Origin of the sequence: Paramesorhizobium leguminum, from assembly GCF_003217235.1 — a bacterium.
GTDB lineage: Bacteria > Pseudomonadota > Alphaproteobacteria > Rhizobiales > Rhizobiaceae > Paramesorhizobium > Paramesorhizobium leguminum.
In genome coordinates, this window is sequence record NZ_QJTF01000010.1 from 50,449 (window position 1) to 74,015 (window position 23,567).

The 23,567-nt window shown below is 58.8% G+C and carries 18 protein-coding genes; 7 read left to right on the plus strand and 11 right to left on the minus strand.

The genetic code is table 11. The annotated features are described in order from the left end of the window. Positions 1–153: 153 nt before the first annotated feature. On the minus strand, positions 154–1,731 hold the full coding sequence (locus C7477_RS10020; RefSeq protein WP_110751785.1) for an APC family permease: 1,578 nt from the start codon (positions 1,729–1,731) through the stop codon (positions 154–156). 507 nt (positions 1,732–2,238) lie between these two features. Here C7477_RS10020 and C7477_RS10025 point away from each other — a divergent pair. Further along, a complete protein-coding gene (locus C7477_RS10025; RefSeq protein ID WP_181418388.1) occupies positions 2,239–3,102 on the plus strand; it encodes a YdcF family protein in 864 nt (287 codons plus the stop codon). A 9-nt stretch (positions 3,103–3,111) separates the two neighbouring features. Here C7477_RS10025 and C7477_RS10030 read toward each other — a convergent pair whose 3' ends face one another. Beyond that, positions 3,112–3,768 carry a MarC family protein gene (locus C7477_RS10030; protein ID WP_181418389.1) on the minus strand — a complete coding sequence of 219 codons (657 nt, stop codon included), beginning with the start codon at positions 3,766–3,768 and terminating at the stop codon, positions 3,112–3,114. 224 nt (positions 3,769–3,992) lie between these two features. Here C7477_RS10030 and C7477_RS10035 point away from each other — a divergent pair, with 224 nt between their 5' ends. Then, entirely contained in the window at positions 3,993–4,955 is a 963-nt protein-coding gene (locus C7477_RS10035) for an alpha/beta hydrolase (protein WP_181418390.1), read from the plus strand. Between the two features lie 145 nt (positions 4,956–5,100). Further along, a complete protein-coding gene (locus tag C7477_RS10040) occupies positions 5,101–5,331 on the plus strand; it encodes a hypothetical protein (RefSeq protein ID WP_110751659.1) in 231 nt (76 codons plus the stop codon). A 67-nt stretch (positions 5,332–5,398) separates the two neighbouring features. Here C7477_RS10040 and C7477_RS10045 read toward each other — a convergent pair whose 3' ends face one another. From C7477_RS10045 to C7477_RS10060, 4 genes are all read right to left on the minus strand, one after another. Further along, positions 5,399–7,201 carry an ABC transporter ATP-binding protein gene (locus tag C7477_RS10045; protein WP_110751787.1) on the minus strand — a complete coding sequence of 601 codons (1,803 nt, stop codon included), beginning with the start codon at positions 7,199–7,201 and terminating at the stop codon, positions 5,399–5,401. 424 nt (positions 7,202–7,625) lie between these two features. Continuing rightward, positions 7,626–7,889, minus strand: coding sequence for an LptA/OstA family protein (locus tag C7477_RS10050; protein WP_110751661.1), 264 nt, complete (start codon positions 7,887–7,889; stop codon positions 7,626–7,628). 144 nt (positions 7,890–8,033) lie between these two features. Next, positions 8,034–10,214, minus strand: a complete 2,181-nt coding sequence (locus C7477_RS10055; protein ID WP_110751663.1) for a glycosyl transferase family protein — start codon at positions 10,212–10,214, stop codon at positions 8,034–8,036. A gap of 433 nt (positions 10,215–10,647) precedes the next feature. After that, the gene (locus C7477_RS10060; RefSeq protein ID WP_110751665.1) at positions 10,648–11,991 is read right to left on the minus strand and encodes a hemolysin family protein; all 1,344 of its coding nucleotides are present in this window, start codon (positions 11,989–11,991) and stop codon (positions 10,648–10,650) included. Between the two features lie 313 nt (positions 11,992–12,304). Here C7477_RS10060 and C7477_RS10065 point away from each other — a divergent pair, with 313 nt between their 5' ends. Further along, the gene (locus tag C7477_RS10065; RefSeq protein WP_110751667.1) at positions 12,305–13,549 is read left to right on the plus strand and encodes an MFS transporter; all 1,245 of its coding nucleotides are present in this window, start codon (positions 12,305–12,307) and stop codon (positions 13,547–13,549) included. Between the two features lie 314 nt (positions 13,550–13,863). Here C7477_RS10065 and C7477_RS10070 read toward each other — a convergent pair whose 3' ends face one another. Next, entirely contained in the window at positions 13,864–14,613 is a 750-nt protein-coding gene (locus C7477_RS10070; protein ID WP_110751669.1) for a glycoside hydrolase family 108 protein, read from the minus strand. 653 nt (positions 14,614–15,266) lie between these two features. On the opposite strand from C7477_RS10070, the gene ku (C7477_RS10075) reads away from it, so the two are divergent. Then, a complete protein-coding gene (ku, locus tag C7477_RS10075; RefSeq protein WP_245411798.1) occupies positions 15,267–16,115 on the plus strand; it encodes a non-homologous end joining protein Ku in 849 nt (282 codons plus the stop codon). 3 nt (positions 16,116–16,118) lie between these two features. After that, positions 16,119–18,647 (plus strand): DNA ligase D, encoded by a 2,529-nt coding sequence (gene ligD, locus C7477_RS10080; RefSeq protein WP_110751671.1) that lies wholly within the window; start codon positions 16,119–16,121, stop codon positions 18,645–18,647. A 17-nt stretch (positions 18,648–18,664) separates the two neighbouring features. On the opposite strand, the gene C7477_RS10085 is transcribed toward ligD, so the two are convergent. The 4 genes from C7477_RS10085 to C7477_RS10100 form a co-directional block, all read right to left on the minus strand. Then, entirely contained in the window at positions 18,665–19,357 is a 693-nt protein-coding gene (locus tag C7477_RS10085; protein WP_110751673.1) for an RES family NAD+ phosphorylase, read from the minus strand. Then, positions 19,354–19,764: an antitoxin Xre/MbcA/ParS toxin-binding domain-containing protein gene (locus C7477_RS10090; RefSeq protein ID WP_110751675.1), complete on the minus strand. Its 411-nt coding sequence runs from the start codon at positions 19,762–19,764 to the stop codon at positions 19,354–19,356. Before C7477_RS10090 ends, C7477_RS10085 begins: the two co-directional genes overlap by 4 nt. 68 nt (positions 19,765–19,832) lie before the next feature. Continuing rightward, positions 19,833–20,642: a non-homologous end joining protein Ku gene (ku, locus tag C7477_RS10095; RefSeq protein WP_110751677.1), complete on the minus strand. Its 810-nt coding sequence runs from the start codon at positions 20,640–20,642 to the stop codon at positions 19,833–19,835. A 61-nt stretch (positions 20,643–20,703) separates the two neighbouring features. Continuing rightward, a complete protein-coding gene (locus tag C7477_RS10100; protein WP_110751680.1) occupies positions 20,704–21,630 on the minus strand; it encodes a DMT family transporter in 927 nt (308 codons plus the stop codon). A gap of 222 nt (positions 21,631–21,852) precedes the next feature. Between C7477_RS10100 and C7477_RS10105 the strand changes: the two genes are divergently transcribed. Beyond that, a complete protein-coding gene (locus tag C7477_RS10105; protein ID WP_110751682.1) occupies positions 21,853–23,451 on the plus strand; it encodes a peptide ABC transporter substrate-binding protein in 1,599 nt (532 codons plus the stop codon). Positions 23,452–23,567: the final 116 nt, after the last annotated feature.

Sequence of the window (23,567 nt, forward strand, 5' to 3'; positions counted from 1 at the left end):
AGGAGGTAAACCCTTGCGAAGCTCTATCGTTGAAAATCAAAATAAACCAATCGCCGGAAATGAGAATGCACAATAGTGCATGGCAGCAATGTATCTGGTGCATTGCAAAATCCCATCCCTCCGATCTTGTGCCGCCAATCTCATACCCCAATCTCACACCAATGAGCTGTCGTCCGGTTCGAGATCTGGGATGACCGCCTTGAGATTGCGGATTTGCGCGACACATCGTTCCGCCGGCAGGCGGCAGGCAATCGCCCATGCGAAGATGGCGAGCGAGAAAACGGTTATCACAACGATATCCCAGCCGAAGGGTAGAACGCCCGTTCCGCCGAATGTGCCGAAATAGGAGAACAGCCCGATCCCCACCAGGTAAGGCATGAGCCAGCTCGCTTCGCGGAAGTCGAGCGGTCCGGGAGAGAGCCAGCGTCCATGGATGATGAAAAGGACAAGGCCCAGAAGCAGCACCACGCCCAGTTGCCAGATCGTATCCCATCCGCTCCAGTAGATGATCAGCGTCGATACCACGAACGCCACCGCGGCGAGCAGCTTCACGGCCGGCAGGCGCAAGGGGCGCGGCTGATTGGGCAAAAGATCGCGCAACGCCACGACGGCTATCGGTCCTACGATGAAGGAAAGGACAATCGATGCGCCGTTGAGACGCACGATCTCATTGAATGAAAAGACCATGAGAACCAGGGCGCTGATGACGAAATTCAGGAGAAGCGCCGGCAGCGGAATATCGAGCTTGGACAGGCCGGCAAGGAATTTCGGGAAAAAGCCGTTTCTGGCCAGCGCATAGGCGAGGCGGCCATTGGAACCCGCCGCCACAAGGCCGCCTCCGAAGGGGCCGATGACCGCGCCGACATTGAGCAGCGCGACAAGCCATAATATACCCACCGAGGTTGCGATGGCGTCGATCGGCCCGAGCCGGGCGTTGATCATGATGCCATTCCAGCCGGACGTCAGCATGGAGGACGGCATCGCGCCGATAAAGGCAAGCTGCAGGCCGGCATAGACGATGAAGCAGATGATGACCGACAGGACGAGCGCCAGAGGAACCATGCGTCCGGGATTGCGGACCTCGCCGGCCATGTCGATGGCATGGCGGAAGCCGATATAGGAAAAGATGATGCCGCCCGTCGATACGGCGGCGAAAATGCCGTGCAGCCCAAAGGGCGAGAAGCCTCCGGCTTGGGTGAAATTCGCTGGATCGAAGCGGGCCCATAGGAGCGTGCCGGTAATGATCAGCGGAATGGCGATCTTGGCCCAAGTCATGGTTGAATTGATCTTGGCGAAGAACTGAACGCCGAGGGCATTGATAAGCGTGAAAAGGGCGAGAAGGGCGATTGCCAGGCTAAGCGTTCGCCAATCGTCGAGATTGCCGCTCATCCAGCTGATATGGGGCGCCAGATAGCGCAGCATCGCCGCCACTTCGACGGAAACCGTGGTGTTGTAGCCGATCCAGGCGCTCCACCCCATCGCCATCGCCACCACATTGCCATGGCTGAATTGCGGAAGCCGGGCAATTCCCCCTGGCACCGGCAGCATGGCGGAAATTTCGGCAAAAGTGAGCGCGATCAGGAGGATGGCCACGCCGCCGATGGCCCATGCAACGATGGAGGCAGGTCCCGCCTGTTGGCTTGCAAGAAGGGGGGCAAACAGCCAGCCCGACCCCAGGACGCCGCTCACCGCCACGAATGTCAGGCCGATCAGCCCGATTTCACGTTTCATATGCCGGGTTTTTTCCATGAGTGTTCCAAACAATTCAAGTTTTTGTTACTTTTGGTGAAGCTACCTCAAGTCGAGCCTTCTGACTTCGCAACCTAAATTGCCGACTTGGCGGTCGAGTGCAAGAAGTCTTCCTCAGAATCTCCTTTTTGTGATTAAAACTTTCGCCTTTGTGAGGTGGGTATTGTTCCACGGATTGGCTCAATTAAGAGTATTGTCTATTTTGCTATCGACTAATACATAGTATTCATTTTAGATATTTTGTACGCTTTAACTTAAACAACGTAATATGCATTGCCGCATCTTTGAAAATAGCGCCAAGATGTCCACTTGAGAGCAATATTGATGGACTGTAGTTTTTCTCGTCAACAATCGTGGAGTCTCATTTTGCTGCGTGGCATTCAGCGAATTTTATTGCTTGGTTCCTTGGCTGTTGCTGGCGGGGCCGCCGAAGTGGAGGAGGTGAGGCCGCCCACGGAGGCGCCTGCCATCGCGGCGGAACGCTTGAGCATGTCCGAGTGGCTGGATGCCTTGGCCAAGCGCGATTATGGCGTGGACGAGCTTCGGCGGCGAATATCCGACGGCACGCTGTCAACGCTCTACGTGCAATTGGCGGCGGAGCGGCGCTCCTTGCAGACTCTCCAGACGTTGGTCAGCGAAAAGCGTGCCGTAAAGGAGGCTCTGGATAATACAACCAAGAACCTCTCCGCCATCCGCGCATTCTATGCGGACCATATCCGCAAGCCCTGGTTTGGCAATGAGAGCGCCTACCGGTCGCCCGATATTATCGTGATCCTGGGCGCCAATCAGCCGGCGCTTGACCAGAGGCTCGCCCATGCCTTGCCTATTATACAGCGGTTCAACAATGCCTCTGTCATCCTGTCGGGCGGGGGAAGGACCATTGTGCTGGAGGCGCAGACCATGCGCGATTATCTCGTTCAGCACGGCGTCGCCGAGGATCGGCTGATCATGGAACCGGATTCGCTCGACACGGTCGGCAATGCGGTTTTCAGCGGTCTTGCCATGATGAAAAACAGGATGCATGACGGCAACGTCCTGATCGTCACGTCCGGCTTTCATGCGCCACGGACGCTCTTCCTGTTCCGTTCCATTCTCGGTCCTCGGTTTCGTATCGCTGTTTCCGCAACGCCGTCTTCGGGAGCCGATATTGCCGCGCGCATTGAACATGAGCTGCAGGAGGAAGCGATCGCCATCCGGGATCTGCTTCATTGGCCATCCATCGCTGGAGAGCCGCCGCGGCCGGTGAAAGAGGTGTGCGACGTCTTTTACCAGATCCTGCTGCGGCACAAGCTCTATGAATCCCGCTGGGATCTGGCGCGCCGCTACAGCGACCAGTGCAAGCTTCTACGATAACTTCTCCAATCAGCGGGTATTGAGCAGATCGGCGACGCCAATCCAGATCATCTGGATTCCGATGCACAGGATGATGAAAGCCGCGAGACGCATCAGGACCTTGGTTCCGTTCTCCCCAAGCACACGTTTCAGAACCTCGGCGTAGCTATACGCCAGATAGACTGTGCCGCATATGGCAAGCAGCCCGACGCATGTGGCAAGGTCCTGAATGGCGGCATGGTTGAAATCGTTCAAAATGTTTGGCCGCTCGGTACCCAGTGCAATCGCCACGGCGATTGAGCCGGGTCCGAATGTCATCGGCATGGTGATCGGATAGAACGCCTTGGCGAGCGCGCCCTGGTCGGTCTTGCTGCTCTCGATATCGCCTTCCAGCGAACTGTCGCCGCTGTCGAGAAGCCGCCAGCCCATGATGGAGATCACGATGCCGCCCGCAATGCGCACCGCCGGGAGGCTGAGGCCGAAGAAGCCCAGGATATGCGACCCGGCGAGAACCGACACACCAAGCAGCACGAAACCACTGACGGCAACGCGCCAGGCGATCTGGTGGCGCACCTGGGACGAGCATTTGGCCGTCATGTCGAGAAAGACCAGTGCTGTGCCGAGTGGATTGACGATAGGGAAAAGCGCCGCATAGGTCAGGAAGAATGCGTGGATGGCGTCGTTCAAGGAAATCCTCCATGCCGTCGCGGGACAGAGCGTTGCGGAAGAAGCAGGCGATCATTCAAATCATATTGTGGCAAATCTTATTGTGGAAATACAAATATTATAGCTCTGGTTTCTGCTATTTATATTTGGTCGCACCAAGTAACATCCTTGGGGAGCGCCTTATTTTCGCCGCATAACGGACGGTTGCATGGTTTTACATTTAATTATTCATCGGGAACATGCCCATGACCGAACCTCTTCCGAAGCCCGATCCCTTCATGGCGCCAATTCTGCACCGCATGAGGGCCAAGCCCGAAATCAGTCTGGAGGCCATTTCCCTTCGCGAGGCCCGCGCCGGCTTTGCTGCGATGAACGAACAATGGAACACGCCTGTCACCATCGCGGTCAGGACCGTTCGTGATCTTTCAGTGCCGGGAGCGGCTGGGCCTTTGCGCGCGCGGATTTATTGCGACGGCGACGGGACCCAGGCGATGCCGGTCATCATCTATGTGCATGGCGGCGGCTGGGTTCTCGGCTCGATCGACACGCATGACGATCTCTTACGCCGGCTGGCTAAGGCGGCGAACGGTTGCGCGGTGCTGGGCATCGATTACCGGCTTGCGCCGGAGCATCCGTTTCCCGCGCCGCTGGAAGATGTTCTCGCAGCCGTTCGCTTTGTCGCAGGAGGCGGGCTTGGTGCGGGGTTTGATGCCGGACGCATCGCGCTTGCCGGGGAATCGGCCGGCGCCAATCTGGTGCTCGGTGCGCTGCTCGATCAGCGCGATAAAGGCCAGCGCCCAGTTCGAACCGCAGCGCTGTTCTTCGGCTGTTATGGCCTGGATTTCGGGAGCTACAGTTACACCCATTTTGGCGACGGCTCCTTTGGCCTTTCCCTGCCATCCATGCGCTGGTTCTGGGCGCAATATCTTGATAAGGCCAGCGTCGGTCCGCTCGCGGCGCCGCTTCAGGCCGATCTCGATGGCCTGCCGCCGCTTTATCTCGGTGCCGGTGGTCTCGATCCGCTTCTCGACGATACGCTTACCCTGAGCCGCAGGCTTGCCGAAACCGGCGTCGCGCATAGGCTCGATTTCCATCCGGGCGTCATTCATGGCTTCATCCAGATGGCCCGCGAACTGCCCGCCGCGACACAGGCCATCGACGCCTCCGTGCAGTTTATGATGCAGGGGCTGCAACTTGGGGATGCTTAAGATTTACATCGGAATACGCTAAGGGTATTCATAAAGAATATACGACGAAGTACTATTGATTTTGTTAAGTATCGTTTTTAAGGCGAGATACAGATACGAATTATACTATCGATACTGAAAATAATTCCAAGATTGAGGCGTTGCCGTGACTTTCCGTCTGTTTTTGCTTGGCTTCCTGTTGCCGCTGACGATAGCGGCTGCCCGGCCGCCATGGATGGACAAGCCAATGGTGCTGTCCGTGAAAAATCCGCTGGTCATGCTCTCCGCCCCGGTCCCGTCGCCCGCCCGCAGGCGCTGCACGGGCGCGGTCCGCATCGTCCAGGCCGAGGCGGAACACCCGGTGATTATTGTCAGCGATATCCGCTGCCGCCGCTGATCAACTCCGTGCGCTCACTCTCCATATAGGTGAAGAGGGGAAGGGCCAGCGAGCCCTTCCCGGATTATTATACGAAGCCCTTGGTCAGTTCCAGAGCCTGGCGTTCGAAGAGGCGGCGGTAGACACCGTTTTCGCGCCGGATAAGCGCGGCATGGTCGCCCTCTTCGATTACCCGGCCGCAGTCAAAAACGAGCAGCCGGTCGAGTGAGCGCACGGTGGAGAGCCTGTGCGCGATGACCAGCGTCGTGCGCCCGACCATCAGCCGCTCCATCGCCTGCTGGATCAGCACCTCCGATTCCGAGTCGAGGCTCGATGTTGCCTCGTCGAAGATGAGGATCGGCGCGTCGGCCAGGAAGGCGCGGGCAATGGCGATGCGCTGGCGCTCGCCGCCGGAAAGCTTCACGCCGCGCTCACCCACCAGCGTCGCATAGCCCTTGGGCAGGCTCATGATGAAATCATGCGCGCTGGCAAGCGTCGCGGCGCGTTCGATATCGCGCGTAGACGCGCCCGGCCTCGCATAGGCGATGTTCTCCGCCAGCGAACGATGGAACAGGATCGGCTCCTGCTGCACGATGGCGAGCTGCGCCCGTAGCGATGCCTGTGTGACTTTGCTGATATCCTGCCCGTCGATCAGGATACGGCCCTCCGTCAAATCATGCAGCCGTTGGATCAGCTTGACGAAGGTCGTCTTGCCCGATCCCGAATGCCCGACCAGGCCGACGCGCTGGCCCGCCGGGATCGACAGCGAGAAATTCCGGTAGAGCGGAACTGAATGCCCACCGTAAAGGAAGGTGACGTTTTCGAACTCGATCCGCCCTTCCTCGATGGCGATAGGAAGCGCGTCCGGGCGGTCTTCGATGCCGAGGGGCTCGGCGTGGATATCCACCAGCTCCTCCATCTCGTTGACTGAACGCTGCAGATTGCGCACATGCATCCCGACATCGCGCAGATAGCCCTGCAGCACGAAGAAGGCAGTCAGCACGAACGCGATATCGCCGGCGTTCGCCCGGCCGGCGGTCCATAGGAGAATCGCGAAGCCGACGATTGCAGCGCGCAAGACGAGCAAGGTCACGCCCTGCGTCGTCCCGTTGAATGTGCCGCGGATCCAGGTGCGGCGGGTGCGGTTGCGCCATTTCTCCACGACCTTGGCAAGGCGTGTATCTTCACGCGCTTCCGCGCCGAAGGCTTTCACCACGGCATTGCACGAAATGGCATCGGCCAATGCGCCGCCCAGCCGCGTATCCCAGGCATTGGCAAGGCTCGCCGCCGGAGCGACGAATTTGAGCGAGAGCGTGACCGTCAGCGCGATGTAGGCGACCGAGCCGATTCCGATGATAAGGCCCATCATCGGCCAGTACCAGCCAAGCAACAGCGTGGTGCCGATCAGCATGACGGCGGAGGGCAGGAGCGCCACCAGGACGGTATCGTTCAAAAGGTCGAGCGCCCATATGCCACGCGTTATCTTGCGCACGGTCGAGCCAGCGAAGCTGTTGGCGTGCCAATCGGTCGAGAAGCGTTGCACGCGATGAAATGAGTCGGCGGCGATCTCCGACATCATCTTGAGCGTCAGGTCGATGATGCCGGTGAAGGTGACATGCCGCAGGATCGTAGCTCCGCCCGAAAGACCGAGCAGCACCAGAAACGCCGTGATTGCCGCGTTCCAGGCGACTTCGTCGGTCGCCGCGCCACGCGCCACGGCATTGACCAGATGGCCGGAGTAAAGCGGGGTCAGCACATCAGCCACGGTTGCCATGAGTATGGAGCCGATGATGAGGGCAAGCCTTGCGGGTTGACGCCGCCAGTGGGCGCCTAAAAATCTGAACACGCGACGAAAAGCGTTGCCCGTGAGGGCATTGCGGAAAGAAGTCATGACATCAGCCGGATGCGGCTGCATCCGGTCCCGAAAAATAAGGATTGTTGAAATAACGCCGCAACGGAGAAACCGTTCTCGACGGTATACGAGAAGCCTTGACGCGTCCCATAGGGAGGGGCCCGGGCGGCAGCCGTCTTGAACCGGCGCGAGTGGCCGGTAATGACCTAGCGGTGCGGGAACTTCAAGCCGCTGCCTTTGCTCGAGAAGAATAGAATGCTGGCATTCGTCGCCTCCCTTTCAAGGTCAGGAAAACAGGAAAGGTTTTGATAAGCAAACGGCAGGACTTTGCCAAGCCCTTGCGCCTTCTTTCATCGGGACCGTGGCGAGAACGCAACAAAATATGGATTATCGGGTAATAAACGTAGCGGATGCGGCTGGAGCGAGGCCCCGCCGCATCCGAAATAATGATCTTGGGTGACGATCAGCTTTGCTTTTTCAGGGCATGGTCGCCTGGGGTCCGGATGATTGTCTTCTCACCATTCTTCGAGACGATCGCCCGTTTCATCTTGATCGTCGTGTTGCCTTCGGTGATGACGACGTGCCCGGCTGCGTGCAACTTGTTGTTCTTGTCGGTCCTGATGGTATCGGCCTTCACCTGCACGCCGCCGAGACTATTGGTGGCGGCGAAAGCCGCGCCGTTCAGGGCGAACAGTGAGACCATGGTTGCAATGAGAAGCTTATGCATGACGCACCTCCTTGTGGTTGCATAAGGGAGGCTACAACCCGTTTATGTCCAGATTGGGCAGGTAAAATAAACTTTCAGTGATCAGTGCGCGGGGGTTCCGTAGCCTCGATTCCAATGCGCTGCTTCAAAACCGAAGGCGGTTCTTCATAGACCCTCTTCAAGATTTGGCGCTTCGGAGAGGCTCGAAGATTCGGTCAGGCCGGAGGATTCCGTTTGCGCGGCCAGCCGTCTCTGTTCGTCCAGGGTACACTGGAGCATTTCCTGATTGATGATCTTCTTCGCCACCAGATAGCTGCCTATCAGGCCATCTCTTTCAGGCGAGTATTTCATCATCGCCTTGTCGAATGCCTGCCTGGAGATAAATCCCTGTTCGATGATGAGATCGCCTAGCAAGGGAATATGGGCGCCGAGGGGAGATTTCTGCGTGGAGACATCGATCTGGGTGAGAATGCGCAGGCCAGCCGTGATATCCCGGTCCCGGGCGATGTATAGAGGCGGCATATAGCCAAGCGCTTCACGAATTTGCGTTTCAGCCACTTGAGGCAAAGGCATCGCCGTGGCAAGGCGCACTTTGCCATCCTCGTCATCGGGCAGCGCCAGAACGCGCCAGCGAACGCTGAGCTCAACCGGGAAAAGGGCTTTTGCCGCCAGTACCTCGGCTTCGCTCACCGATGTAAGCTCGAGATCCGACTGGAAGGCGATCGCTTCTGCCAGCACCTCTTCCGCCAGCCAGCCTTCCTGCACCAGGATGCGGCCAAACGGGATATGCCGGGCGCTTTGCTTTTCGAGCGCGGCCTTGACCTGCTCTTCATCCACGGCCCGCCACGACAGGAGGAGTTCGCCCAGCTTAACGCGCTCGGTCGATAATTTGCCGGTAGAAGGAACATCGAAGCGCGTCCGGTCCCAGACGAGCCGGGTACCGAAAACGAGATGGGACAGGAAGAGCCTCCAGGCCCGCGCCGTCGCCGACACCTTTACGAAATGGCCGACGGTGGTGCGCGGTAGCGATAAAAGGCCGTGCTGCCAGCCGAATGTGCGCCCGGTAAAATAGGCGCGCTGGACGAGGCGTGAGGCAAACACGATCACATTCAGCCCAAGAAGAACTTCGATCCATTTTTTCGAGACGAACGCCGGCAATTCATTGTCGGTCACAAACGCGCCCGCACCGGCGAAATCGAACACGGCAAACTGGATGGCGATCAAATAGGCGAGGATGGCCAGAAAGATGGTCACGATGATCTTTCGATCACGCAGAAGAAAATAGCGCTCGGCGAGCGAGCCGTGCCAGCCATACGAGGCCCAGCCCTGGAGGCAGACGCCAAGAGACCATTGCGCCTTCTGCCGGTACGAGGCGCGGAAATTGTTCGGAAAATATCTCTGCACGCAAAGCGGCATGGTTGCGGACGTCTTCTTCTCTTCGCCATAGCCGAACCAGGAGACGCGCCTGATATTGTATTCGACAGGAAGTCTGGCAAGGACGGGACGCATGCCGCGGTCGGCAAGGCGCAGGCCGATGTCGTAATCCGCTGCGAGCGTCTCGGTATTGAACGGCCGGTGGTCCGTCTCGGTGGAAAGTGTGGTGAGCGCGCGACGGGAAAAGCAGGTGCCGGTTCCCGGCAGGGGTACCATCCTGGTCAGGTCTTCGCGCACGAGCAGTTCCTTGCCCTGCCATTCCGCGAACTCGTCCATATAGACGCCCGCCACCAGCTCATGCCAATCCCGTTCCAGCGAGGCCACCGGCAACTGAATCACATCCTTGCGCGGCAGGAGATAATTGAGAAACTGCAATTCCAGAGGATGCAGGATATCCTCGCAGCCGTGGAGGACGACGCCGGCAAAGTGGATGCCGTGCGTTGCCTCGTGAGCAAAAATCGCCCGTACGATCCAGTTCATGCAGTCGGCCTTGCAGGTCGGACCGTCATGCGGCACCTCGACCCGTTCGATCCGTTCGTAGCGTTCTCTCAGACGCTCGACCTCGGCGATTGTCGCCTTGTCGTTACGATAGGTGCCGATAAAAATCGTATAGGCCTGGTAATCGAGCGCCTTCACCATGTTTTCCAGCATAGGCGCGATGACATCATCTTCGAGCCAGGTCGGAATCATGATGGCGATGGGCTGTTCCGGCCGGTCGCGCAATTGGCTGGGCTTGAGCGGCCTGTGGCGGCGCTTGGTGGCCAGCTTCTGCCTGATTTGCCGTGCCCAGTAACAGGCGTCGACGAATAGATCGTCGATACCGGACAGAAGGAGGATGCACGCCACGACGATGGCGACACCTTCCAGCCAGCGGTGATATTCCGCGACAAGATGGAAAAAATCAGGCGACATCAGATCGAGGACCTGCCCAGAACCGCCGTGCCAGCACTATTCCTGATGATCCCCAGGGCTTGGATTCTTATCGTTATAAAATAAGGATCCGAGGCCCAAGGCCTTGTTTCGAGACGCGACAGAACTTGCAAAACACCCAACTCTCAGTCTGCTATCGACAGTTCAACTGGCGCATCGCGAGAGATGCGCGCGCAATACAGCCTTTAAGCCCACATAAATACAAATTAAATTTTGGAAAGAATTAGGCGCAAAACAGGATTTTATGGCCTTAATCTGTACCATAAAAGCACAGATGCGCGGAATTCACTCCATTGTGTTCGCGCTATTATCCGAAGTCACGGGCAATTTGCCCGTGACTTGCTATAAATCTGCCAACCGCATGATCCCGAAAAATTGTAGACTTCCGGCTAAGATCATGCGGCTAAAATAAACACTACGCTCCGGTAGGCGACGGAGGGGAGACACGCGAGATCAGAAGCTTGTCGATCCGCCGGCCATCCATGTCGACGATCTCGAAGCGCCATCCTCCATATTCGAAATACTCGCCTGCCTCGGGCAGGTGGCCAAGCTGGAAGAGCGCGAACCCAGCCACGGTATGGTAATCGCCATCTTCGGGGGGCAACATGCCAAGCCGCTGGAAAGCGTCATAGGCAGGCATCATGCCTTCGACCAGAAGCGAGCCATCCTCGCGTTCCACCACATCCGGCTCCTCGCCGTCCACATCCGGCAGATCGCCGGCAATGGCTTCGAGAAGGTCAGTCTGGGTAACGATGCCTTCGAGGCTGCCATATTCATCGATGACGATGGCGAGGCGAACCGGGGCGCGCTTGAACTGCTCGAGCACCCGGAACACCGGCATGGCTTCGTGCACGATCACCGGCTCGCGCATCACCGCCATCGGGTCCAGCGGCTTGCCATCCAGGACCAGGTCGAGCAGATCCTTCTTCAAAATCATACCGAGCGGCTCGTTGATGTCGCCGCGGCCCACCAGAAGCTGCTCGTGGCGGCATTCACGGATGGCGCGCAGAATTTCTTCCTGGCTGTCGTCGGCGTCGATCCAGTCCACTTCCATGCGCGGGGTCATGATATCGCTGATCCGCCGGTCGCCGATATTGAAGACCCGTTCGACCACTTCCTTCTGCGCCTGGTGCAGAAGGCCCGCCTCCTGGCTGGCCGCGATCAAAAGCTTCAGCTCTTCGGGAGAATGAAGCGAGCCCTCGCTGGTCCCCGGCTGCAGGCCGCAAAGCTTGAGCACGAGATTGCCGAGGCCGTTGAGCGAGACGATGGCCGGACGTAGCAGGAAGAGGAACCATTGCAACGGACGCACCACCCAGAGGGCGGTTTCCTCGCTGCGCTGAAGCGCGAGACTCTTCGGAGCAAGCTCGCCGAGCACGATATGCAGCGCGGTGATGATGATGAACGAGATGGCGACAGCGATGGCGTGCGAACTGGCAACCGCAAGCGTATCGGGCAAAAGCATATGCATCAGCGGCCCGACCAGATGGGCAAGCGCCGGTTCGCCGACCCAGCCGAGAGCCAGGGACGAGATGGTGATGCCGAGCTGGGTCGCGGCAAGGTTGGCGTCGAGGCTGTCAAGGGCGCGCTGAAGGGCGCCCGCATTCATCCGTTTGGCCGTGACGAGTTCCGCGACACGGCTCCGGCGCACGGCGACAAGGGAAAATTCGGCTGCCACGAAAAACCCGTTCGCAGCCACAAGAACAAGAACTAACAGAATTCCAAGAATATCAGGCAGACTACTGCCATCGCCGCTAGGCATGGTTTCCTCACAATGTTCATAACGCAAGACATACGCGTCTTAACACATACATCTTACAAATCGAAACGGCGGTATTTATGAATGCCGCCGTGGACATTCTGCCGTCGGGTGCTAACCCCCCGATGGCGAGAACCAAATTAGACGTTGTGCCGGCGCGCGTATAGATGCACGCCTGTGGAAAGACGTTGAACTCCGCGGTAACCTTGGCGTGAAGCCGGGATGACGGTTCGTTTCGCTGCCCTATTTCAACCTGACATATCCCTGTAGCGGCTCCCTTTGCGGGCGACCGTCCCTTTAAGGAGGAAGTCAGGCCATGTCGGCAATATCCGACCTGAAATCGTTGACCCGGCGCCAACGCAATGTCGTGATCGCCAGCTTCCTCGGCTGGACGCTCGATGCCTTCGATTTCTTCATTCTGATATTTGTCCTGAAATATGTCGCCCAGGAGTTCGGGACGGATATCACAAGCGTTACCATCGCAATCACGCTGACGCTCGCCATGCGCCCGATCGGCGCCCTCATTTTCGGCTATGTGGCGGAAAGATTCGGCCGGCGTCCGACCCTGATGGCCAATATCCTTGCCTACGCGGTGCTGGAATTTGCGTCTGGCTTCGCACCCACCCTGGCCGTGCTGATCGTTCTGCGCGCCCTTTTCGGTATCGCGATGGGCGGCGAATGGGGCGTGGGCGCCGCGCTCACCATGGAAAGCATCCCGCCGAAAATGCGAGGCCTCATCTCGGGCATCCTGCAGGCGGGTTACCCTGCAGGCTATCTCATCGCCTCGCTGGTTTTCTTCCTGCTTTTCCCGGTGATCGGCTGGCGCGGCATGTTCATGCTGGGCGCGCTGCCCGCGCTGCTTGTGTTGTATATCCGCTCCAATGTTGAGGAATCGCCCGTCTTCCTGGCGCGCCGGCAGCATAAGCTCGAATTGAGCCGCATATGGACGATCCTTAGGCAACATGCATTGTTGTTCATCTATGCCGTGCTGTTGATGACGGCTTTCAATTTCTTCAGTCACGGCACGGAGGATCTCTACCCGACATTCCTCGAAGTGCAGAGGCGGCTCTCGACGGATACCGTCGGGATAATCGCCATCGTCTATAATATCGGCGCGATCCTGGGCGGCATTACCTTCGGCATCTTCTCCGAAAAGATTGGACGGCGGCGCGCCATCGTCATAGCCGCGCTGCTGGCGCTTCCTCTCATTCCGCTGTGGGTTTATTCGGCTACGCCCCTTCTGCTGGCGACCGGTGCCTTTCTGATGCAGTTTGCCGTGCAGGGCGCCTGGGGCGCTATTCCCGCTCATCTGAACGAGCTCTCGCCGGAAGAGCTGCGCAGCACGTTTCCGGGCCTCGCCTATCAATTGGGCAATCTGATCGCCGCCGCCAACGCGACCATGCAGGCTGGCCTCGCGGAGCGCTACGATAATGATTATGCCTTCGCGCTCGCCATATTCGTGGCGGCGGTCGCAATTCTTGTCGCGCTTCTCGCCGGTTTCGGCGTTGAGGCGAAGGGCGTGGCGTTCGGCAATGCGCCTGAAAACAGGGCTTCTGAATAAGAGAACAGAGAGTCAAGCAAGTTTTTTGACAAAATTCCTATATATTTAAAAAAGGAAGCAAATTTGGACATTATGATTATCCGCGCAGAAAGTAATAATTCTATTTTTACTTAGATATTTTAACGCATGGTGGGAAATATACAAATTTGAGCTTGAATAAATTCCCGAATCATCTTTTAATTTAGGCAGTCGACGGGTCGCTCCTCCCACTCTTCACGTCGACTGTTCCCCTCTGGAGGTCAAAAACCTTCAGTCTTGGCCGGACTTTTTAGTCCGGCCTTTTTTTGGACCGGCCTTTTTTGGGAAAGGAGGGCTCAGGGTTCGCTACGGACGCGCTGGACGAAATGCCAGATGCCGACCGCGGCGGAAAGGATCATCGCGCCTACAAATGAATATTGGCCCGTGGTTATCGCGGCGATGCCCGAGGCGACGGCGCCAACCGAGCCCAATACTTCCGGTTTGGCAACGATCGAGGCTAGGGAGGTGCTGTTCTGCCAGGCCTTCCCAGGCGCCGGTTCTCCCGGGACAATGGCAGGCCCCGCGCTGCTGCCGCCGGCAAGCGCCAGCGCCCGGGTGCGGACCCGTTCCACCCGGCCTGTCCAGCCGTTTCCGAAAGTGTTGAAAGTCGATAGCGTTTGCAGCCACGCCAGCCGCCTGTCGCAAAGCGTATTGATGAGATATTCAGTGCTCTGGCTATCCACGGCCTGAATCGTTTGTATGCCGATCAGACCATCAGCGGCGACGCCGACGATTTCCTGCAGGGTCATTGCCGCCCGCGGCGGCCCGGAATTGACGGCGAAATCGAACACTGCGTAATCGAGCCCCGCGGGAAGGTTATCCCCATCGATCTTGTCCCAATATTCCTCTTGATAGATCGCCGTCGCCGTTTGCCTGCTCAGGTCCTCGACATCTTCAAGCGTGACCGCCTGTCCTTGCCAAGCCGCAAGCGTCGCTTGCGTGATGCCCATATTGGTGGCGCCCCCGGGATCGGCGGGGTTATCTGAAAAGCCGCCCTCCTCGGCAAAAATATACTGGATGCATTTGGGGAAGGTGCCTTGCGCCATGCGAGTTCCTTTCAACTTCCGACCGATGCCGTGCGTAGAATACGCGACATAAAGTTGAAATTTCTCTAATACGGCGGATACTTTATAACACGATGATAGTCGGCATTCTCCGCCGTATTATGACTTTGTAATCCGGAAGTTTATTGGAGACTTTACTTCATTCCAGATGGGCGAGGGCCGGAATTCTCGCAAGTTCGTTAAGGTTCAAAATTGGAGGGCTGCGGTAGATGGTTGCCGGAACCGGCCCGATGAGCACAACGCGGCAGGAGCGTTTGCGCCTTCTCATCCGCGCACTTCGCGAGCGGAACGATTGGAGTTTCCTGCGCCGCGATCTCCCGTAAATCCTTGCAGAAAGCCATCCCCGCTTCCGCCTCGATTTCTTCAGTTCTGCCATATGCCTTCCCCCCTTTTCTTGCGCGAACGCAATCCTGTAAGCCAGCGACCTGAAAGCAATCGTTAGAACTTTAACGATCGGAACTTTCCGATGCAACTTGTTTAAATAAACTTTTTCATGCCAAGTAAATTTACCATATTACTTTACTATTATTGCGGTCGATCTTGCTTATAGATCGTTTCACTCTGTGCGACGGAACAAAGCAAGGGCGCGGCGCATTATCGGAAAAGACGACCGTAAAGCTTGGGCGGAGAAATAGATGCAACCGATGCCAAGGGCGAACTGGAAGGGCTATCTCAAGATAGGGGAGCTGGTGTGTCCGGTGGCGCTTTATACGGCAGCGTCGAAATCGGAGCGCATCAGCCTGCACATGCTCAATCGCGAGACGCACCACAGGCTCAAGCGGCATTATATCGACAGCGAGACCGGCAAGCCGGTAGAGCGGGACGAGCAGGTCAAGGGTTACGAGATCGGCAAGGATGAATATCTGATGCTGGAGCCCGAAGAGGTGGCAGCCGCCATTCCGGAAAGCAACAAGACGCTCACCGTATCCGACTTCATTCCCTGCAACGAAATCGACGACCTTTATTTCGACAAGCCCTATTACCTCGCGCCCGCCGATCCCCGCGCCGGCGAGGCTTTTGTACTCATTCGCGAAGGAATGCGAGAGCAGAATGTCGCGGCGCTGGCGGAAGCCGTGCTTTTCCGCCGTGTCCGCATGCTTCTGATCCGCCCGGAAGGCGTGGGCCTGATCGCTACCACGCTCAATTTCGATTACGAAGTGCGCTCGGCGAGCGAAGCCTTCGACGAGGTGCCTGATATGAAGATCAAGGGCGAGATGCTCGATCTCGCCAGGCACATCATCGGCACCAAGATGGGCACGTTCGATCCCGCTGAATACGAAGACCGCTACGAGGCCGCGCTCGGTGAACTGGTGAAGGCCAAGATCGAGGGCAGGCCGATCGAGGCACCCAAGGCGCGGCCCACGGCCAAGGTGGTCGATCTCATGCAGGCCCTGCGCGAAAGCGCCGGCGTGAAGGGAAAGAAGGGGGGCCGCGCCGCGAAAGCCGCAAAGCAGCCCGCTGCGGCCAAGCGCAAGGCGGGCTGATCCATGGCGGGTCTTGCCACATACCGGACGAAGCGAAACTTCGAAGTAACGCCGGAGCCCAAGGGCCACAAGGCGCGCGCAGCCGGCAATGCCTATGTCATCCAGAAACACGCCGCGCGCCGCCTGCATTACGATCTGCGGCTGGAACTGGACGGGATCTTGAAAAGCTGGGCGGTCACGCGGGGCCCGAGCCTCGTCCCCGGCGAAAAGCGCCTTGCCGTCGAAGTGGAGGACCATCCGCTCGAATATGGCGATTTCGAAGGCACCATCCCCAAGGGCGAATATGGCGGCGGAACAGTCATCGTCTGGGATCGCGGCACCTGGACGCCCATCGGCGACCCGGAGAAAGGGCTCGCCAAAGGCCATCTCGAATTCGAATTGCACGGCGAGAAGCTGTCGGGGCGCTGGCATCTCATTCGCATGGCGCACAGGCCGGGCGAGAAGCGCAACAACTGGCTGCTGATCAAAGGCGAGGATGAGGCGGCGCGGCCGGAAGACGCGCCCGATATTCTAAAGGAGCGCCCGGAATCGGTGAAGACGGGCCGTGTCGTAGAAGAGGTGTCCGGCGAGGCGCCGGGCTGGTCTTCGAAGACGGGGAAAATCGAGCGGGACGAGCCGGAGGAGGAACTTCCCGATCCCTCCAAAATCAAAGGTGCGAAGAAGGCCTCGTTGCCTGACTTCATCGAGCCGGCCTTGGCGACGCTCGAGACCAAGCCGCCCTCCGGCGCTGGGTGGCTTCATGAGATCAAGTTCGATGGATACCGGCTGGAAGCGCGGATCGAAGCGGGACGGGTCAAACTCCTGACTCGCAGCGGCCTCGACTGGACGAAAAAGTTTGGGCCTGAAATCATCGAGGCGCTGCGCGATCTGCCTGTTGGCACGGCGCTGATCGATGGCGAACTCGTGGTCGAGACGGAGGCCGGCGCTTCGGATTTTTCCGCGCTGCAGGCGGATTTGAGCGCGCGGCGGACGGATCGTTTCGCCTTCTACGCCTTCGACCTTCTCTATCTCGACGGCTATGATCTGCGTGCGCTCCCGCTCACGAAGCGCAAGAAAATGCTTGAGGAAATCGTCGGGACGGTAGCCGGAAAGATCCGCTACAGTTCCGATTTCGAGGCGGAGGGCGGTGTGGTGCTCCAGTCCGCCTGCCGGCTGGGGCTGGAGGGTATCGTCTCCAAACGGCGCGATGCGCCGTACCGCTCGGGACGGAGCCGGGACTGGATCAAGGCCAAATGCATACTTCGCCAGGAATTTGTGATTGGCGGCTATGTTCCCTCCTCGACGTCGCGCAAGGCGATAGGCTCGCTGGTTTTGGGCTATTACGAGGATGGGAAGCTCAAGCATGTCGGGCGGGTGGGAACAGGGTTCACCGCCACGCTTGCCGAAGACCTCTACCGGCGGCTGGAGCGAATACGCGAACCCTCAAGTCCCTTTGCCGAGCGGTTGACGGCGGAAGAGGCGCGGGGAGTCCGCTATGTCAGGCCGGTGGATGTCGCCGAGGTCGAATTCCGCAGCTGGACGGCTGGAGGCAATATCCGGCATGCGTCGTTTCGGGGATTACGGGAAGACAAACCTGCGGAGAGCGTCGTGCGCGAAACATCTGGAGTGAGACCCCCGCCAGCGACCGAAGGGAGCTTAAGGGCGGGGGAAACAAAAGTTCGGCTTACTCATCCCGACCGCATTTACTGGCCGGGCGAGGGGGTCACGAAGCAGGGCCTTGCCGACTACTACACGCAAGTGTGGTCGCATATCGAGCCGTTCGTCGCCGGTCGCGCGCTGGCGCTCGTGCGCTGTCCCGAAGGGATCGACGGGAATTCATTTTTCCAGAAACACGCCTGGAAGGGCCTCGACCGCAACATCGTGCTGGTGAAAGACCCCAAGGATAAATCGGGCGAGTCGCTGATCAGCATCGACAGCCTCGACGGGCTTATCGGGCTGGTGCAGGGCGCGGCGTTGGAAATCCATCCCTGGGGATCGACGGTCAAGGACTGGGAACGCCCGGACATGATTATCATGGACCTCGATCCGGGGGAGGGGGTGGCGTGGAATGCGGTGATCGATGCCGCATTGGAGGTGCGGGAGCGCCTGGACGCGGCGGGGCTTCACCCATTCCTGAAGACATCGGGCGGCAAGGGATTGCACGTGGTGGCGCCGCTTGAGCCGAAGGCAAACTGGACCGCAGTGAAGGCTTTCACCAAATCAATCGCCGACGCCATGGCCGCCGATAGTCCCAAGCGTTACGTCTCGACCATCACCAAGTCCAAGCGGCGGGGAAAGATCCTGATCGATTATTTGCGCAACCAGCGAGGAGCCACGGCAATCGCGCCTTATTCCACCCGTGCGCGCCCTGGCGCCGCCGTTTCCGCCCCGCTTGGCTGGGAAGAGTTGAGCCCGGATATCGGCCCGGCGTACTTCACGGTTCTCAACATGCCCACCCGGCTGGCCGCGCTGCGCGACGACCCTTGGGAGAGTTTTTGGGACGCCGCGGTTCCTTTGAAAACGCCGAAGAAACGCGGCGGGAAGACAAGCTGACTCGGCTCAAATCCCGGTTACAGCGCGAAAATCGCATTGGTGCGGCAATTGCGCACCCTGTCGACCCGCTCTCCATCCCAGTGAAAATCGAAATGATCCGCCTGGACCGGAATCTCCATCAGGTCTGGCCAGAAGATCGCGACGCATTCTCCAGCAGGACAACGCACGCTGCGATAGACGATGCCATTGCCGCCGCCTGCCCGCAGGTCTCGCCCCAAAGCTTGCGAAACTTTGTAGCCATCCGGGTCATGATATTCACTATGCGACCTTGCATCATGCAGATCGAGATCGATCCGGTTGACCAGCATGCGAAACTGCGAGGTCCATCCCGGTTCCTCGCTGCTGTTCGTCATCGCCGTTGCATGGTGATGCGCCACCTCGCGAATGGCCACCTCCTCCCGGTCGCCGGCGCTGTAGATTCCATACGTGCCGTCGGTGAACCGTCCCGGACGGTCGGTGCTGATATGAACAAACGGAGCCATGAGAGAGCTGGCGCCCGGTCCGCTGACGCGCCGCTCCAGCGGCACCAGGTCGAGCTTGCCGATATGGTCCCAGATACGCGGATTGGTCTTCGATTCCGCCGAGGCCAGCGCCTCCCAATCCTTGGGGTCGGCGATATCCTCGAAAAGGTCGATAGGCGGACGGATGGAGCGGATGAGCCGGCAGGCCTTCGGCCAATTTACCCGGACAATCGCAAGGCCGTTTTTCACCAGCCGCCACGCTCCGCATCGAGATAGGACCGTACGCGCGCCAGGGAGAAGATATCGCCCTGCGCCATGATTTCGACCGGGGTACGGTCACCAAAGGCCAGGTTCGGCTTTTTGATCCAGGCGTAACCTCGTTCCGGATCGGAAAAGAGATAGCGCAGCCCCTTATGAATGCCTATCAGCAGCGAAAGCCGCGTGGCGAGATCACGATCGATGCGTCCTAGTTCGCCGGCTTTCCACCGCGCATAAGTGCGCGCCGCCAGCCCCCCCAGAATTTCACGAGCCTCCGCATCGGATATCCGCCACTTCTCAAACAACCTGATCATCGCCCGCGCCATGGCCTCCGCCTCGCGGGCGGTGACTTGCGGGATTGTCGGAATAGCTGGTGTACGCGGAATTTCGTGCAGCATGACAAATCTCCTTACGGCATAAAATAAGGGATGTTTTGCCAATTGGCAAGTTTGCTGTTTGCAGGAGCTTATCGCTTCCTGCCTTTCCCTTCCGCCGAAATGCTCTTGCGCAGCGCATCCATGATGTTGATGACATTGCCCGGCCTCTCCGGCTCAGCAGCGGTCTTCTCTTTGGCGGGTTTCTTGTGCCCCTTTTTCTTCGCCGTGATGATATCGAGCAGGCTATCCTGCACCGGGTCCTTTATCAGGGAAGGGTCCCATGAGCGTGTCCGCTCGCCGATCAGTTGCTTGACCAGCGGCATGAGTTCCTTGTCGGTGGGGATGTCTTCGGCATTCTGGAAATAGACGCTGGCGTCGCGCACCTCGTCGCCATAGCGCAGCGTCCAGAGCACGATGCCGCGCCCGCGCGGCTCCAGCATCACCGCCCGTTCCCGGCGGTAGAGAACAAGGCGTGATATGCCGACCGTATCGGTGGCGGCCATCGCATCGCGGATGACGGAAAACGCCTCCTCGCCGACCGGATCGTCGGGAATGAGGAAATGCGGCGCGTCGTACCAGACCCAGTCGATGCTGTCGCGCGGGACGAACATATCGATATCGATGGTGCGGGTGCTCTCCAGCCCCACCGCTTCGATTTCCTCGTCTTCCAGAATGACATAGTCGTCTTCGCCGGTCTGGTAGGCCTTGACCTCGTCGTCTTCCTCGACCGGCTTTTCCGTGACGGCATCGACATATTGGCTGACGACGCGATTTCCCGTCTTGCGGTTGAGCGTGTGAAAACGGACCTTCTCGCTCTCCGACGTGGCCGGACTCATCGCCACCGGGCAGGTCACGAGCGACAGCTTCAGATAGCCTTTCCAGTAGGTGCGGCGAGCCATGCGGAAACCTCTCACGAATAGAGGGAAACGGCTGGAATGGCCGTTCGTTTCGTGGACGGTATCACATTTTTTCGGGCTTCGCCTCATCCGGCAAGAGAATGGGGCCCGGCTCGGAGGTGGCGACCGGGGGCGGCTGGGCCACGCCCCGTTTTTTCTCGCGGATGAAGGTGAAGAAGCCGGAGGCGATGATGAGCACGATGCCGATCAGCATCGGCAGGTCGATGGTGTCATGGAAGATGAAATAGCCGAACAGGATGGCCCAGATCATCTGGCTGTATTGCGGGGAGGCGATGGCGCTGGCCGGGGCGCGTTGCGCGGCGAGCATCAACAGGATGCTGGCGAGCGCGGCAAGCAGGCCATAGCCGGCGAGGTAGAGCCATTGCTGCGCCGTCGGATGGGCATAATCGGTCGCCATCAGCAGGCCGGAGATGACGATGGGGCCGATGAGACCGCTGGAATAGAGCGTGATGCGCTTCTCGCGATTGCCCATGACCCGCATGATGACAATGCCGACCGCGGCGGTGAAACCGGCGATGAACGCGGCCAGATGCCCGATCGAAAGCTCGCGGAAACCGGGGCGCAGCACGATCAGCACGCCGATGAAGCCGATCCCGACCGCCGACCATCGCCGCCATCCGACCTGCTCCTTGAGGAAGACCACGGAGAGGATCGTCACGAAGGCGGGAAGCAGGAAAATGAGCGCGAAGGCCTCGGCCATCGAAAGATGGGTGAAGGCGACGACGCTGCCGAGCACGCATGCGGCGGCCATCAGGGTGCGCAGCAGCCACATCGGCTTGTTTTGGGTGATGAAGATATCGCGCCATTTCTCATCCCCCCGCTTCATGAAAGGCAGAGCCACCAGCCCGAACACCGCGCCGAAGAACACGACCTCATAGGGAGAAAGGGTGCCGTCGAGCGCCTTGACGCAGGCATCGCTGAAGGCGAACGCGGCATAGGCGGCAAAAGCCAGGATGATTCCCTGCAGCATGGTGGGTGTCCGGATCGGGGGCGAGGGGAGGGGCAAATCGCGCGTTGTGCATGGCATAGCCAATTTTTTGCGGCGCGACAAAGATAAAGTATCAGGGGACCGCGCAATCAAATCCCTGTGATCACGCAACAATCTTGCGTTTAAAGGCCCCTAAACAAACTTGCCTTTATGCCCGACTCGCCTATTTCTTGACTCAATAATGTCAAAAGAAGGGGAACGAAAATGACCATATCCAGACTCAATTTCCGCGCCGCCATCCTGCTCGGCTCGCTTCTCATCGGCGCAAGCCCTGCGCTTGCCGAAGCGGTGCTGCACCGCGGCAATGCCGACGAGCCTCAGACGCTCGACCAGGCGCATACATCCATCAACATCGAGGAATTCATCCTCAAGGACCTCTACGAAGGCCTGACCATCTATGACGCCTCCGGCAAGATTGTGCCGGGAGCAGCCGAAAGCTGGACCGTTTCCGACGATGGCACCGTCTATACGTTCAAGCTGAGGCCGAATGCGAAATGGTCGGACGGCTCGTCGGTAACGGCCGAGGATTTCGTCTTCTCCCTGAAGCGCGTCGAGGATCCGAAGACGGCGGCGGGCTATGCCAATATCCTTTATCCGATCAAGAACGCGCAGAAGGTGAACAAGGGCGAAGTGCCGGTCGACCAGCTCGGCGTCAAGGCGGTGGATGACAAGACGCTCGAAATCACGCTCGAACAGCCGACGCCGTTTTTCCTAGAACTCCTGGCGCACCAGACGGCGCTGCCGGTGAGCAAGGCGAGCGTCGAGAAGAACGGCGCGAAATTCGTGCAGCCGGGCGTCATGGTCTCCAACGGCGCTTTCAAGCTCGCTGCTCACGTTCCCAATGACAGCCTCACTGTCATGAAGAACCCTGAGTATTGGGATGCGGCCAATGTGAAGCTCGACAAGGTCATCTTCTATCCGATCAACGATCAGGCAGCTTCGGTTCGCCGCTTCGAGGCGAAGGAGATGGACATTGTCTATAATTTCTCCGCTGACCAGATCGACCGGCTACGCAAATCTTATGGTGATGCCGTGCACGTGGCGCCGTGGCTCGCCACCTATTATTACACCTTCGATACCCGCAACCCGCCATACAATGACGTGCGCGTCCGCCGAGCGCTTTCGATGGCCGTCGATCGCGATTTCCTGGCCAAGGAAATTTACAGCGGCTCGCAGCTTCCCTCCTATTCGATGGTCCCTCCGGGGATCGCGAGCTACGGCGAGCCGTCCAAGGCCGATTTCGCCGATAAGTCGCAGCTCGACCGAGAGGATGAAGCCGTCAAGCTGATGAAGGAAGCGGGCTATGGCGAGGGCGGCAAGCCGCTCGACATCGAAATCCGCTACAACACCAACCCGAACCATGAGCGCGTGGCCACCGCCGTTGCCGACATGTGGAAGAGCACATTCGGCGCCAAGGTTTCGCTTCGCAATCTCGATGTCGCTTCGCATTATGCCTACTTGCAGGAAGGCGGCAAATATGACGTCGCTCGCGCCGGTTGGACCGCCGATTATGCGGACGCTGAAAACTTCTTGGCGCTGAGCGTCAGTGGCAACAAGACGTTCAACTACTCCAAGTTCAATAATCCGAAATATGACGCGCTGATGGAACAATCCTATAAGGAACGCGATCCGGCGGCGCGCTCGAAAATCCTTCATGAGGCGGAAGCCATCCTGATGGCGGAACAGCCGGTCGCTCCCTTCCTGACCCAGGCCAGCCTCTGGCTTGTTGCAGATAAGGTGAAGGGCTGGCAGGACAATGCTCCAGACCAGCATTTGAGCAAGTATCTGAGCGTCAGCGAGTAGGGGCCAAACGCCCTCCTTCCCCCTTGCGGGGAAGGTGCCCGCGGAGCGGGCGGATGGGGGTGGTGACGGCTGTGCTCTATACGTCGCCACCCCCACCCCGGACCTATGGTCCGACC

Bases quoted from the DNA above. Each gene is read 5' to 3' on its own strand.
- C7477_RS10025 (WP_181418388.1), top strand. From the start codon at position 2,239: ATGTCCGAGTGGCTGGATGCCTTGGCCAAGCGCGATTATGGCGTGGAC.
- C7477_RS10070 (WP_110751669.1), bottom strand. From the start codon at position 14,613: ATGGCGCAAGGCACCTTCCCCAAATGCATCCAGTATATTTTTGCCGAG.
- C7477_RS10090 (WP_110751675.1), bottom strand. From the start codon at position 19,764: ATGCTGCACGAAATTCCGCGTACACCAGCTATTCCGACAATCCCGCAA.
- C7477_RS10035 (WP_181418390.1), top strand. From the start codon at position 3,993: ATGACCGAACCTCTTCCGAAGCCCGATCCCTTCATGGCGCCAATTCTG.
- ku (WP_110751677.1), bottom strand. From the start codon at position 20,642: ATGGCTCGCCGCACCTACTGGAAAGGCTATCTGAAGCTGTCGCTCGTG.
- ligD (WP_110751671.1), top strand. From the start codon at position 16,119: ATGGCGGGTCTTGCCACATACCGGACGAAGCGAAACTTCGAAGTAACG.
- C7477_RS10105 (WP_110751682.1), top strand. From the start codon at position 21,853: ATGACCATATCCAGACTCAATTTCCGCGCCGCCATCCTGCTCGGCTCG.
- C7477_RS10050 (WP_110751661.1), bottom strand. From the start codon at position 7,889: ATGCATAAGCTTCTCATTGCAACCATGGTCTCACTGTTCGCCCTGAAC.
- C7477_RS10020 (WP_110751785.1), bottom strand. From the start codon at position 1,731: ATGAAACGTGAAATCGGGCTGATCGGCCTGACATTCGTGGCGGTGAGC.
- C7477_RS10060 (WP_110751665.1), bottom strand. From the start codon at position 11,991: ATGCCTAGCGGCGATGGCAGTAGTCTGCCTGATATTCTTGGAATTCTG.
- C7477_RS10055 (WP_110751663.1), bottom strand. From the start codon at position 10,214: ATGTCGCCTGATTTTTTCCATCTTGTCGCGGAATATCACCGCTGGCTG.
- C7477_RS10100 (WP_110751680.1), bottom strand. From the start codon at position 21,630: ATGCTGCAGGGAATCATCCTGGCTTTTGCCGCCTATGCCGCGTTCGCC.
- ku (WP_245411798.1), top strand. From the start codon at position 15,267: ATGCAACCGATGCCAAGGGCGAACTGGAAGGGCTATCTCAAGATAGGG.
- C7477_RS10065 (WP_110751667.1), top strand. From the start codon at position 12,305: ATGTCGGCAATATCCGACCTGAAATCGTTGACCCGGCGCCAACGCAAT.
- C7477_RS10045 (WP_110751787.1), bottom strand. From the start codon at position 7,201: ATGACTTCTTTCCGCAATGCCCTCACGGGCAACGCTTTTCGTCGCGTG.